General features: G+C 44.5%; 11 protein-coding genes. 10 read left to right on the top strand and 1 reads right to left on the bottom strand.

What is annotated here, in order from left to right; all coding sequences use genetic code 11:
* Positions 1 to 152 precede the first annotated feature (152 nt).
* From MKX41_RS17925 to holA, 3 genes are all read left to right on the top strand, one after another.
* The gene (locus tag MKX41_RS17925) at positions 153 to 701 is read left to right on the top strand and encodes an RNA polymerase sigma factor (RefSeq protein ID WP_036677530.1); all 549 of its coding nucleotides are present in this window, start codon (positions 153 to 155) and stop codon (positions 699 to 701) included.
* Positions 698 to 1,948 (top strand): anti-sigma factor family protein, encoded by a 1,251-nt coding sequence (locus MKX41_RS17920; RefSeq protein WP_340972321.1) that lies wholly within the window; start codon positions 698 to 700, stop codon positions 1,946 to 1,948. The genes MKX41_RS17925 and MKX41_RS17920 overlap by 4 nt, the downstream gene beginning before the upstream one ends.
* A 278-nt stretch (positions 1,949 to 2,226) precedes the next feature.
* Positions 2,227 to 3,246, top strand: a complete 1,020-nt coding sequence (gene holA, locus MKX41_RS17915; RefSeq protein WP_340972318.1) for a DNA polymerase III subunit delta — start codon at positions 2,227 to 2,229, stop codon at positions 3,244 to 3,246.
* A gap of 248 nt (positions 3,247 to 3,494) precedes the next feature.
* Here the strand turns inward: holA and rpsT are convergent, their stop codons facing one another.
* Positions 3,495 to 3,767 carry a 30S ribosomal protein S20 gene (gene rpsT / locus MKX41_RS17910; protein WP_042130412.1) on the bottom strand — a complete coding sequence of 91 codons (273 nt, stop codon included), beginning with the start codon at positions 3,765 to 3,767 and terminating at the stop codon, positions 3,495 to 3,497.
* Positions 3,768 to 4,077: 310 nt separating this feature from the next.
* Here rpsT and gpr point away from each other — a divergent pair, with 310 nt between their 5' ends.
* The 7 genes from gpr to MKX41_RS17875 all read left to right on the top strand — a co-directional run bounded on the left by gpr (position 4,078) and on the right by MKX41_RS17875 (position 13,172).
* Positions 4,078 to 5,079 carry a GPR endopeptidase gene (gene gpr, locus MKX41_RS17905; protein WP_042191024.1) on the top strand — a complete coding sequence of 334 codons (1,002 nt, stop codon included), beginning with the start codon at positions 4,078 to 4,080 and terminating at the stop codon, positions 5,077 to 5,079.
* Positions 5,080 to 5,235: 156 nt separating this feature from the next.
* A complete protein-coding gene (locus MKX41_RS17900; protein WP_340972312.1) occupies positions 5,236 to 6,609 on the top strand; it encodes a stage II sporulation protein P in 1,374 nt (457 codons plus the stop codon).
* Between the two features lie 62 nt (positions 6,610 to 6,671).
* Positions 6,672 to 7,157 carry a hypothetical protein gene (locus MKX41_RS17895; RefSeq protein WP_149647636.1) on the top strand — a complete coding sequence of 162 codons (486 nt, stop codon included), beginning with the start codon at positions 6,672 to 6,674 and terminating at the stop codon, positions 7,155 to 7,157.
* A 134-nt stretch (positions 7,158 to 7,291) separates the two neighbouring features.
* A complete protein-coding gene (gene lepA, locus MKX41_RS17890; protein WP_036677511.1) occupies positions 7,292 to 9,106 on the top strand; it encodes a translation elongation factor 4 in 1,815 nt (604 codons plus the stop codon).
* 108 nt (positions 9,107 to 9,214) lie between these two features.
* Positions 9,215 to 11,020, top strand: a complete 1,806-nt coding sequence (locus tag MKX41_RS17885; RefSeq protein ID WP_340972309.1) for a cache domain-containing sensor histidine kinase — start codon at positions 9,215 to 9,217, stop codon at positions 11,018 to 11,020.
* Entirely contained in the window at positions 11,005 to 11,772 is a 768-nt protein-coding gene (locus MKX41_RS17880) for a response regulator transcription factor (RefSeq protein ID WP_340972305.1), read from the top strand. Before MKX41_RS17885 ends, MKX41_RS17880 begins: the two co-directional genes overlap by 16 nt.
* Before the next feature lie 95 nt (positions 11,773 to 11,867).
* A complete protein-coding gene (locus MKX41_RS17875) occupies positions 11,868 to 13,172 on the top strand; it encodes an ABC transporter substrate-binding protein (protein WP_149647634.1) in 1,305 nt (434 codons plus the stop codon).
* Positions 13,173 to 13,217 lie beyond the last annotated feature (45 nt).

Raw genomic sequence — 13,217 nt, 5'->3', positions numbered from 1 at the left:
AAATGCTATGAAATGTGCGATAGCACTTTATAAAAGATGGCTTAACATGACGTTCTAAGAAAAGTTTGGTATTCTAAAAATATTAATTACAGGGTTGCAACAAATTCGCAGTCTTGCGCGTCAGTAAGATTGCATAGAGAGGGGGAACCTTCGTGGTGGAGCAGGGACTCATCAGAGCCGCTCAAGCGGGCGATCGCGACGCTCTAATCACCCTATTGCGAGAAATTGAAGGGCATGTATATAAAACCGCCTTCTACATTTTGCATAATGAACAAGATGCGCTGGATGCATCTCAGGAGGCCTTGATCCGGGTTTATACCAAAATCGGTTCATATGAGGAAAAGGCCCAGTTCAAAACGTGGGTTCAGCGAATCGTTACCAATATTTGCATTGATAAATTCAGAAGAACTAAACCTACAGTTTCTATTGATGAGCATGAAATGGTGTTTCAGGATAAACACAATGTGGAACGTGAGGTTCTATCCTCTTATTTAGCTGAGGATATACGTGAAGCGATTGATCAATTGCCCGAGCATCATCGGACAGTCATCGTCCTGCGCTATTTACAAGATTTTTCTTACAACGAGATTGCAGACTGCCTGGATTTGCCTTTGAATACAGTGAAATCATATCTGTTTAGGGCCAGACAGCAGCTGCAGAATAGACTTCAGGAGTACCAGAAAGGTGGTGTATCGGGATGAAATGCGCGGAGGTGATGGAATGGATGCACCGCTATATAGACCAAGACTTGAGCCAAGATGAGATTGTTGAGATGTTCCGTCATATCGATAATTGTCCTTCCTGCGCGGAAGTCTTTGAGCGGCTGACACTTCTCTCCAAAGAATTGGAGCAGTTGCCAGACGTGAAACCCCCGTTTAGTCTGGTTGACTCTATTTTACCTCAGCTTGCAGAATTGGATCGAAGCAGTCGTGAACAAAGCGCTGTGAGAACCGAGGAACCAGTTGTAGTTCCATTTTCACGAGAAAGCTCCCGCGGTAAACCTTCCAAGGGAACCTCTATAGCAGCACGGACAGGCATTGGAGCTATCGCAGCTGCCGTAATATTAGGGATCGCTATTTTTAATATGCCGGATAAAATGCCTGGGGCAGAGGTAGAACAAATGATGCAGGATAGTAGTAAAGCGACCAGCGATAGTGCTAATAATATGGCTATTGATTCGCAAGCCTCTACTTCTGCTGAATCATATGAGGCTGCGCCTGCTAATAGCGGAACGGATTCGGGGGCTCTACCAGCTGCTCCTGATGTGAATGAAGATAACGCTGCATTAGATAGAGCGATGGGGCCGGTAGACCCTGCGTCGATGCCGACTTCTCCAACAGAAACTAATGCTGGATCTGGAGGACGGTCGATACCAGAACCAACAAATAATGTGAAGCCCAATCCTACGGAGAAGATTATGACGCCGAAGCCGGATACTGTAACGAAAGTTCAAACTCCGGATACTAGTGCTGGCGGTAATAATCAGTCCAAAGCTGATAAGAAGGATCAACCTGCTTCTATAGATAAAGGGATCGCAGCTGATTCAGCGACATCTACGGAGGAATCATTAAAGACTTCTGATGACTTCGGAATGGGCGTTATGGGTTTTAACATTTCTAATGATTCTAATGATTCTAATGTACAGACTTGGACTTCCCCTGATGGGCATTATGCCATTGAGTTTGCTGGATTACAGCTTGTTATTTATAAGAATTCACCCGAAGGTTCAGTGGAAGATAGGATAGCAGTGACTTCTTATCCATTAGAAGGAAATTGGATTTCTGGAGAATGGTCGGCGGATAGCTCGCAGTTCACGTATGTGACGGAGAAGGATGGTGTGAATACCACTAAGGTGTACACTGTACAGGAAGCAGCAGCTTCTTCAACGCCGGTTACATCACCTGGGGCGACACCATCGAAGACTCCATCTTCAACGTCAACAAATTAAATTGAGGCTGGAACATTTTTCGAAGTTTCAGAATATACTATAGCAACCGGACAGGAACTAGAAAGTATAGGATTTGAAGAACATCGGTATGACCGTCGGATGGGAAGTTTCTAGGGCTTCTCACTCCGGCGTTTATATAGATGCGCCGCTTAAACGGAGGGGCTTTGGCCATGGCTGCCAGAGTTTCTCCGTTTTTGCATGTGCATTTATGTCGTTTTTTTTGCTACAATAGGAATCTGGGTAAATTGGGCTAGATGAATGGAAAAGGAAGTGGCGGAATGGATGCCAAAACGGCGATAAAAGAAATCAAACAAGGGAAAATCTCACCGCTGTACCTTTTGTACGGCAGTGAAAAATTTCGAATGAATGAATTCGCGGCAATGCTGGAAGACCAGCTGATTGCCAAAGAGGATCGCGATTTTGCGGTTATTCCCTTTGATCTCTCTGAGACGCCGGTGCAGGCTGTGGTAGAAGAAGCTGAGACTGTACCTTTTATGGTAGAACGTAAATTATTGCTGGTGCGGGACGCATCGTTATTTACAGCGGGAAAAGAAAATGCCAAACTTGAGCATCGTATAGATATTTTAAGTGATTATTTGCAGCATCCTGTAGATTTCAGTGTGATCGTCTTTATGGTGAATAGTGACAAGCTGGACGAGCGTAAGAAAATTGTGAAGACTGTTAAAACGGCGGGTACGGTATTAGCTTTCAACCCGCTAGGGGCAGAAGAACTGCTGCGCTGGGTAGAGAAAGGGATTCGTGAGCGGGGTTGTACGATGGCACCTGGCACCGCAGAGATTCTTATCACTAATGCTGGGACAGGTTTGCAGGGCTTATCCGCGGAAATGGACAAGCTATGTTTGTTCGCTGGTAAGGGCGGAACCGTAGACGCAGAAGCAGTAGAGAGTCTGGTGCATCGCGGAACGGAACAAAATGTGTTTACGCTTGTAGAGGATATCGCTAATCTGCGTCTAGATAAGGCGCTTGATACGCTGTATGAGCTGTTGAAGCAGCGAGAAGAACCCATTAAGATTGCTGCGCTGGTTGCGCGGCAGTTCCGAATTATTTTACAGGTGAAGGATTTATCAGCACATAGTTATTCGCAAGGTCAGATTGCCTCTCAGATTGGACTTCATCCTTATGCAGTAAAGCTTGCAGGGGAGCAGGCCCACAAGTTCTCAAGTGAACGTCTGCGGCAAATTTTAAGTGCACTAGCTGATCTGGATTATAAGATGAAGACAGGAGCTATAGATAAAGTGCTTGGTCTGGAGTTGTTTATGTTGCGGCTAGGTACTTGAACAAAGCAGTGGAAAAAGTATATGGAGATGATCCATCTATGAAAAATGCCTAATCGGAATGAAAGTAACTTATTCAAAAGAGAAAAGTTGATCGTTTAAGAAAACTACCTTTCTAAGGTGGTTTTTTTTCATTCAACTAACGTCTAAAGGAAACTATTACTTATATTTATAGAATAGTAGGCACAAAAAAACCCAACCGTATGAAACATAGCGGTCAGGTTCTTCAATTGCTCATTATGAATGTCGTCTTAGGCTTGAGCCTTAAGAGCGTTCAATTTCTTCGCCAAGCGGGATTTTTTGCGGGCAGCCGCATTTTTATGAACCAGACCTTTAGTTACGGCCTTGTCCAGCTTTTTGGAAGCAGCTTGGAAAGCAGCTTGAGCAGTTTCAACTTCCGTACCTGTCAGTGCTACATCAGCAGTTTTCACAGCTGTACGAAGCGCGGATTTTTGGGAAGCGTTCAGTGCACGGCGTTTTTCGTTCGTGTTTACGCGTTTAACCGCGGATTTAATATTTGGCATTGCATTCACCTCCTGTAAGACATTCGAAATCATTATCAAATGATTCACAACTTAAAATAGTTTAGCATGACCGGTAGTAAAAAGCAATACTTAAAGCTTTCAAATTAAACCATTTTAACCTGCATAAACAAGGGCTTTCTCTCGCACACTATCGACAAAAGAGCATAGGCAGAAGCTTGCAATTTGAGTTTTTGTTAGAAGTAACTCAAAGAAGTGTCTACTCACAAAACTAAGTATCGCTTCCGATGTGAGTTTTGTCCGAAGTAATTCAATGGAGCGATACTAACAAAACTTTTAGGAGGCTGGAACAATGGAACCGGATCTGCAGCTATATTCGGTACGCACGGACTTGGCGTTAGAGGCAAAGGAAATGGCTCAAGGGCCACAAAGGACGCCAATCCCTGGTGTAAACGAAGAAGTGGAAGAGTCTGATGGGATAAAAGTTACCCGGCTTGGTGTGGCTAACGCTGCCGGATCACAGGCGATAGGTCGCGCGATTGGAAATTATGTCACGCTTGAGGTACCAGCATTGCGCAACGGAGATACTGGCTTGCAGCAAAAAGTAGCTGAAGTCTTTGCTCGCGAATTCGAGGACTTCCTGACTAGGATTGGGATTGGTAAGGATGCATCTGTACTAATTGTTGGATTGGGGAACTGGAATGTGACTCCAGATTCATTGGGGCCGCTGGTGGTGGAGAATGCGCTCATTACTCGGCAATTTTATGAGCTCGTGCCGGATCAGGTCTCTCCAGGCTACCGTAAGGTAAGTGCTATTGCTCCCGGGGTGTTAGGGTTGACCGGTATCGAGTCGAGTGAGGTTGTACAGGGGATCGTGGATCGTACAAAGCCGGATCTTATTATTGCCATTGATGCGCTGGCATCCCGTTCGCTGGAACGGATCAATACGACGATTCAAATTGCCGACATCGGTATCCACCCCGGTTCGGGGATTGGCAATAAACGGCGCGGATTGACGCAGGAAATTCTGGGTGTTCCTTGTATTGCTATCGGTGTTCCTACAGTTTGCTATGCTTCGACCATTGTAAATAATGTACTGGAGATGATGAAGAATCATTTCGGGCAAGGAGCTGGTCACACCAAGGAAATTATGGGGATGCTAGACGATATTTCTGAGCAGGAACGATTGTCATTAGTGAAGGAAGTACTTGAGCCACTAGGACATGATTTGATCGTTACACCTAAGGAAATCGATGAATTTATTGAAGGCATCGCCAATATTGTAGCCAGTGGTCTGAACGCGGCCCTGCATGATGCGGTCGATCCTGAGAATGTCGGCGCTTATACCCACTAATTGAATCATAGCTAGCACAAGTCCGGCGGGATGCTGATGTACAGTATCTCGCCGGACTCTATGTCTATTCTCTCATTTAGGGTTCTACTATTTCTCTTTCGCTCATAGATTTGGAGTATAAGAGATTACAGAGGGCTGGAGGAGGACATAAATATAATGAATAAAAAATGGTTTCAGCTTTGGAACATCGGCCGTTTACGTGGAAGAGTGCTGGATGCTTTATCGCTGGGAAGAACGATGCTGCTGTTGGCCGGAGGTTCGCTAGTATTTTTCATGCTGCTTGGCGCTGGTGGATTGGCCGGACAGAAGTTGAACTCTTCACCCATTCCATCTATGAAGGGGCTTGCGGCCTCCCTATCGAGTGGATTTTTCATGGAGCTGTTGGGGATGGAGGTCCCCCATTTACCGCAAGGGAAAGAGCCTTCCGCTTTTTCAGGTGAAAAAGTAACTTCCTTTGTATTTCAATTGCTGACCAGTGTGAACCCAAGTGATCCGAAGAGTCTTGTTTCTCGTGAAGTGCCAGGCTTGGCAGCGGATGATCCATTTCTTTTGCGAAAAGGCTCGGGTGGCTCTACAGGAGCTCCTGTTGATTATCATCCGGGAACGGATGAACTGGCTGAAGGTGGAGGGGAAGAGGTTGATCCATCGGTTCCAAACGAAGTGGACAAGCCCGAAGATACTCCAGCACAGCAGCCTGAAGCGACAATAGCTCCGTCTCCTGAGCCATCAGGAGCTGCGGGAGGTACGGATAAGAGTGATCCGCAAAGCGAGACAGATAATACCAAGGACACCTCAGTTAAACGGATCCTTATCTATCATTCACATCCTCGGGAGGCCTATAACCCTCTACTAGGAGTAGCGAACGAAAATCCAAGCTCTGCGGTTTCAACTAAAAATGTAATGCTGGTAGGATCATATATTACGAAAAGATTGGAACAACGCGGGATTGGTACAGTTCATGCCAAAGAAGATTTTCTAACAAAAATTGCCGACTATAACTGGAATTTTTCCTACAAATACTCTCGAATGCTGGTTAAATCTGCAATGAGCTCAAACCAAGAAATGAGTGAACTTATCGACATTCACCGCGACTCGCAGCGTCATGGCAAAACAACTGCAGTGATTGATGGGAAAAGTTACGCTCAGGTGTATTTTATCATTGGACATGCGAATAAAGATTGGAAGAAGAACGAAGAGTTTGCGAACAAGATCCATCAAACGATTGAGAAGGGCTACCCAGGAATATCTCGCGGGATATGGGGAAAAGCTGCGGGTAAAGGAAACAACGGAGAGTACAATCAAACCCTCTCGCCTAACAGTGTTTTGATTGAAGTGGGCGGTATTGATAATACAGCAGAGGAATTAAAGCGTACGGCTGATATTTTGGCAGACGCTATTGCGGATGTGTACTGGAGCAGTCATGACTCGGAGAAGGTAAACGCTGCTGGCAAGGCGACGAATCCCACAACCCAAGAGAGCAAGGGACAAACCAATGCTACAGCACCTCAAAAGTCGGACGGAGCTTCTTAACCTTTAGGCATTCATTAGAGTAACAGCCTAATTACCAAGTATTTAAAAAAGGAGTGGCTTACATGTCTCGTTTCGGTAAAAAACTGGTTATGGTCGGTATTTGGGCAGGGGTCGGTATACTGTTAGGTATGCAGTTTAGTGGCAGCGGAGGGGCAACTGTCTCTAAGCTGCTGCCAGGCTGGACTGATCTATCGACTACGCCAACCAGCCAAGTGACGGGCATGCAATCACAGCCGATTAAGAATGGGGTTACACAAGGTGGGCAGACTTATGTGTATGTTCCGATGGTGATCGACCCTCTCACAGGTGCATATACGCCTGTTTCTCCATTGCCTCAGAATAGCAATCCTGCGCCAACTACAGATCTTCCTCAGAAGGTGGTAGATGGGTATAATACGAAAACTCCAGAGCAGATTTTGATTCCTGAGGAACAAAAGCCGACAGTCGATGTGATAGCGGATAAAACGGCAGGCCTTCTGCAGCAGGCTTCTCAGAAGGGCATACGCTGGGTAGTCTCATTGTTCGATTCGGCGGAAGAATCACAATGATTTCAGGAGAAACAGTTATTTCACGGGTACGTGAATAGCTGTTTCTTCTGTTTTACGTAAGGGCGGGATTGATGGAGTAAGCTTGTACTGTTATAATAAGTGGATTAATATCAGGCTGTCTGTGGGGGTAAGGAATGACTGACGTTCAGAAAAGACAACAACAAATTCGCAATTTCTCGATTATTGCACATATAGACCATGGTAAATCGACACTAGCTGACCGCATTTTGGAATACACGGGGGCACTAACCACGCGTGAAATGCAGGAACAGGTACTCGATCAGATGGATCTGGAGCGCGAACGTGGTATCACAATAAAGCTGCAAGCCGTGCGTTTAACCTATCGTGCAGACGATGGTGTAGAGTATTATCTCAATTTGATTGATACACCGGGACACGTCGATTTCACCTATGAAGTTTCCCGCAGTCTTGCAGCATGTGAAGGCGCACTGCTGGTTGTGGATGCGGCTCAAGGAATTGAAGCGCAGACACTGGCCAATGTGTATTTAGCACTGGATAATAACCTTGAAATCCTACCTGTGCTCAACAAAATTGATTTGCCAAACGCTGACCCTGACCGGGTAAAGCAGGAGATTGAGGATGTTATCGGGCTGGATACCAGTGAAGCGGTTATGGCATCTGCCAAAGCCGGTATCGGGATCAAGGAAATTCTGGAGCAGGTGGTGAAGCAGGTTCCTGCGCCATCCGGTAATTCAGAAGAGCCGCTTAAAGCGTTGATTTTTGACTCTCATTACGATCCTTACAAAGGCGTTATCGTCTATGTGCGCGTAATGGACGGTAAAATCCGTGCGGGATCGAAGATTAAGATGATGGCAACTGAGAAGACTTTCGAGGTCATTGAAGTTGGCGCATTTATGCCGCGTATGACCATTGTCGATGAATTGAACATCGGGGATGTTGGATTTATCGTAGCTGGGATCAAGCATGTTGGAGATACCCGTGTCGGTGATACTGTCACTGACGCAAAGAATCCTACTGCTGAGCCGCTTCCAGGTTACCGTAAGATCAACCCGATGGTATATTGCGGGTTGTATCCAATTGAGACCTCCGATTATAACGATCTTCGTGAGGCATTGGAGAAGCTCCAGCTTAATGATGCTTCGCTAAGCTTTGAGCCGGAAAGCTCGAGCGCGCTTGGATTTGGTTTCCGTTGCGGATTCCTTGGACTCTTGCATATGGAGATCATTCAAGAGCGGATTGAGCGCGAGTTCAATTTGCCGCTAATTACAACAGCACCGAGTGTTATTTATCGAATTATGCTGACCAATGGCGAAATGATTCAAATCGACAACCCGTCACATTATCCGGAAATCGGAACGATTGACTACATTGAAGAGCCATATGTTAAAGCAGCGATCATTGTGCCTAACGACTTCGTAGGTACTGTAATGGAGCTGTGCCAGAACAAACGCGGCGAGTTCGTAAATATGGAATATCTAGATACTAATCGTGTAACGATTACGTACGAGATTCCGCTGTCAGAGATCGTTTATGATTTCTTTGATCAGTTGAAATCCGGTACGAAAGGATATGCTTCTTACGACTATGAAATTTGCGGATACCGTCGTTCGAATCTGGTCAAGATGGATATCTTGCTTAACAATGAGCAGGTCGATGCCTTGTCCTTTATCGTTCACCGTGATCGTGCATACAACCGCGGTCGTATCATTTGTGAGAAACTACGTGGGATTATCCCTCGTCAAATGTTCGAAGTGCCGATTCAAGCCTCTGTGGGTACGAAGGTGGTTGCGCGTGAAACCGTTAAGGCGATGCGCAAAAACGTACTTGCAAAATGTTACGGCGGTGATATTTCGCGTAAGCGGAAGCTGCTAGAGAAACAAAAAGAAGGTAAGAAACGCATGAAGCAAGTAGGTAGCGTAGAGGTACCACAAGAAGCATTCATGGCAGTACTGAAGATCGACGAGTAGAAATTAGGTAGAGCCGGGAGAATATCCCGGCTCTATTTTTTTGCGCAGGAGAAGATTACAATAGGGTGGAAGGATTGTAAGCACATACACTGTAAGGGGAGTCCTCTTTTGAAACGATTATATTTGAAACTTACGCCAAGTACCTTTAAGAATCGGATTTTGTTAGCTTTCTTACTGTTGGTACTAACACCCATTGCCATGCTCGTACTGTATAACTTCAAAGAGACAGAACAAATGCTGCAGGATAATGCGGAAACGAAGAACATAGAGCAGCTTATTGGGATTAAGAATGGTTTTGTTGATCTCATGAGTCTCGTTATGAAAACAGGGTCATTACTCGAACAAGATACAACGATTTTATCGATAATGAAGAATCCCGAGCAATCTGATGAAATCACGAGAAAAAAGCTCGTTGAAAACAAGTTTGGAGCGATTGAAAATACATTCTTCATGAGTGGAGCGACGGTGTATTATACTTTAATCGACCTTCATGGAAACGCATACACTTCCTTTATGCCGAGGGAAACCTTGAGCTACGACGAAATCCAATCGGAAGATTGGGTTCAAGTATTGAAGCGAGAAGGAGCGAATCGATATATATGGAATCCGAATGACAAGAACAATGTGGTCCGGGAAAGTACAACAAGTAAGAAAATGCTTAGCCTCTATGAGGTTATGCGTGATAATGGTTTTAACATTTATGCCTATGCAAGACTAAGTATCGATTATGAGGAGTGGTTTACTAGATCAACGTTAGGGAGTAAGCAGGAAGGGGCTTTTTTTCTGCTCGATGCCTCAGGGAGAATGATGCTTAATCCGGATAAGGATGAGACCTTTTCTCCAGATATTGCGCAGAGTATTGTGAAGAGTGACCACCAACGGCAGACAGAGCGTGCTGCATCCATCATCGATCCGAAGGAGAAAAGCTTATACACATACAGCTACATCGAAGAGTTGAATGGTTATGTCGTTAAAAAGGTACAGCTAGCACAGCTATTTCTTGAGGTGTATAAGCAGAAGCAACGATTTTTTGCTGTATTTGGAGTCATACTCCTGCTATTTGTTCTATTAACTTATTTTATATCATCGACGATTACAGTGCCGCTAAAGAAGCTGCAGAAGAAGATGGAGATGACCGCTAAAACGAATCTCAAAATGAAATTACCCGAGCAAGGGCGGGGAGAGATTCTTGCACTGACTCAGAGTTTCAATATAATGATCCATGATTTAAATGAACTGTTGCAGCGTCTTCAGCTTGAAGAAAAACAGAAGCAATTCGTTCGATTTCAGGTGTTACTTTCGCAGATGAATCCACATTTCCTACTAAATACATTGAATACGATAAAGAGCATCGCCTTAGATAAAGATGATGATGAAATTTATGAAATTTGTGTTGCGCTAGGCAAAATATTGGAAACAACATTAAATACTGAAGTGGATTTGATTCTGTTAAAGGATGAGATTGTACTAATTGAATCTTACATGGAGATTCAGCGGCAACGCTTCGGACATGGGATTGAGATTCAATATGATATCAACGAGGAACTACAATACGCATTAATCCCTAAATTCTGTCTTCAGCCCTTAATTGAAAATAGCTTGATTCACGGCTTCGGTCAGTCTGTGAAACAAGGGAGAATTGATATTTCCGCTAAGGTGACTGGACAGCAACTATATCTGCAGGTTAAAGATAACGGCATGGGGATAGATAGAGCACAGCTGAATAAGACTGCACGGAAACGACAAGGAATCGGTGTTCAGAATATTAGGGAGAGCTTAGAGCTGTTGTTCAAGAATCAACGGACAGGCATGGACATTGTATCATCAGACACAGGAACTGAAGTGATTATCCATTTTCCACTTCTTATTTCAAAACCTTACGATGGAGGTAAGCTCACATGTGGAGAACGTTAATTGTGGATGATGAACAACCCGCGGTTAAAAGTATACGGAAGTTATTCTTAAAGGCTGGAATCCCTTTTGAAATTATAGGTGAGGCGGAGAATGGAGAAGTAGGCTTGCAAATGATTCGTGAGCTTCATCCTGATGTGGTAGTGACGGATATCAATATGCCAGTGATGGATGGGGTGAAGCTCCTTCAAGTTGCGCGAGAGGAAGGCTTCGACTGCCGATTTGTAATGTTGACCGCATTGAGTGAATTTGAATACGCTCGGCAAGCACTAGTATTTGGAGCTTCGGACTACATTCTGAAGCTATCTTTAGATCTCCAAGGTTTGAAGCAGACCATGGGTAAGGTTCATGCCGAGCTGGAGCGAATGGTGAAGATGAAGAAGGCCGATAAATGGTTTCCTGAGAAGCAACAAACGGGACCGACAGATCATGTGGAGATGAACAAAATAATTGCTTATATTGAAGAGCATTATTCTGAGGACATCTCGCTTAAATCCATGTCAGAGTTGATACGAATGGATGCCAGCTATATAAGTGACTTATTCAAGAAAAAGACAGGGAAAACTTTGACGAATTATATTCAAGAGCGGCGTATTCAGGCTGGAAAAATGCTGCTTGCAGAGACGAAGCTAACGATTAGTGAGATTGGGCAGCAGGTGGGCTTTGAGAACGATAATTATTTTATTAAAATTTTCAAAAAGTGGTGTGGCGTCACGCCAAATGAATTTCGCAAAGAACCAAAAAACGTTCTATAGTTTCCCAAATGTAGTTCATCCCCCAGAATCCGCTCTGATGATAAAGTTATAGACGTAGAGCACAACACATAATCCTTCCAAGGGGGAAGATATCGATGAAGAAAAAGTGGTATCCTGCAGTGCTTTCTGTCTTATTAGCAGGTACGATGCTGGCTGGTTGTGGTACTAGTGGAAGTAATGATGCGCAGGGCAGTGCAAATGGACAAAAAGCAAAGGAGAAAATAAAGCTTACGATGTGGGGGGCAGTTCCTGCAGAAGCCGGGCCTCAAGCTGTAATTGATAACTGGAATAAAGATAATCCGGACATTCAAGTCGAGTATATCCGTAATGTAAATGACGATGCTGGAAACTTAAAGCTGGATACTGCCTTGATGACCAATCAAAACATAGACCTTTTCATGAACTACGATCTTGCTCATTTACAGAAACGTATGGATGCAGGCGTTGCCTTGGATCTAAGCACGAAAACAGATTATGATATCGACAGCCAGATCGGCGAAGACGCAGCAATGTGGAAAATCAATGATAAGTACTATGGGATTCCTACAAAGAAAAACATGGCGTTTGTATGGTTGAACAAAGATATGCTGGATGCAGCAGGATTACCGATTCCTGCGGTGGACTGGACCTGGTCAGATCTTGAGGAGTATGCGAAGAAGCTAACGAAGCCTGGTGTGTACGGATTATTGCAGGCAGATTCCTCCTTCCCAACAACGATGGACGGTACGCTTGCTGGAATGGGTGTGAAACAGGCGGATGGTACTTCAAACTTTGGGAATGATCTATGGAAAGAACACCTGGAAATATTGCATAACATGATGTTCGTGGACAAATCCACACCGGAATATGGCGAGCAACTGACCAGTAAAATGCCAGTTGACACCATGTTCCTGCAAGGCAAAGCGGCAATGCTGGCAGCAGGTGAGTTTATTTTCCGAAATGCGAACAACTTGAAAGACTATCCGCATGATTTCAAAACCGCGTTCGCCGCTATTCCAAAAGTGAATAAAGATCAAAAGGATTATAAATATTCGGGCGGTGTGGGTGACATGCTTGCTCTTAATGCGAAATCCAAGAACCTGGATGCAGCTTGGGAGTTCGCAAAATGGTATGCGGATGGCGGTATGCTGCCAATGGCAAGCGGGGGTCGTATTCCAGCCTCTAAGAGTGTAGATAGTAAGGAAGCAATGAGCCTTCTCATGAAGGGTGTGGAAGACAAATATGATACAGATTCAATGAATAAAATTGTATTCGGCAAATTCCCGTCCTTCCAGCTAAATGTAACTCAACAAGCCATTGATGCACGTAAAGAAGAGTATGAAAAATACTTCTTAAATAAGCAAGATATTGAAACCACGATGAAGAATATGCAAACCCGTTCGCAAGAGTTATTGAAATAATGAAATAGTTAGCACAAAAGAGAAGGAGGAAGATTTCTTCGTTCT

Origin of the sequence: Paenibacillus sp. FSL R5-0475, assembly GCF_038004585.1 — a bacterium.
Taxonomy (GTDB): domain Bacteria; phylum Bacillota; class Bacilli; order Paenibacillales; family Paenibacillaceae; genus Paenibacillus_AQ.
This window is presented reverse-complemented; position numbering and strand designations above follow the sequence as displayed.

Coding starts and splice junctions, on each gene's coding strand:
- MKX41_RS17920 (WP_340972321.1), top strand. CDS start 698: ATGAAATGCGCGGAGGTGATGGAATGGATGCACCGCTATATAGACCAA.
- holA (WP_340972318.1), top strand. CDS start 2,227: ATGGATGCCAAAACGGCGATAAAAGAAATCAAACAAGGGAAAATCTCA.
- rpsT (WP_042130412.1), bottom strand. CDS start 3,767: ATGCCAAATATTAAATCCGCGGTTAAACGCGTAAACACGAACGAAAAA.
- gpr (WP_042191024.1), top strand. CDS start 4,078: ATGGAACCGGATCTGCAGCTATATTCGGTACGCACGGACTTGGCGTTA.
- MKX41_RS17900 (WP_340972312.1), top strand. CDS start 5,236: ATGAATAAAAAATGGTTTCAGCTTTGGAACATCGGCCGTTTACGTGGA.
- MKX41_RS17895 (WP_149647636.1), top strand. CDS start 6,672: ATGTCTCGTTTCGGTAAAAAACTGGTTATGGTCGGTATTTGGGCAGGG.
- lepA (WP_036677511.1), top strand. CDS start 7,292: ATGACTGACGTTCAGAAAAGACAACAACAAATTCGCAATTTCTCGATT.
- MKX41_RS17880 (WP_340972305.1), top strand. CDS start 11,005: ATGTGGAGAACGTTAATTGTGGATGATGAACAACCCGCGGTTAAAAGT.
- MKX41_RS17875 (WP_149647634.1), top strand. CDS start 11,868: ATGAAGAAAAAGTGGTATCCTGCAGTGCTTTCTGTCTTATTAGCAGGT.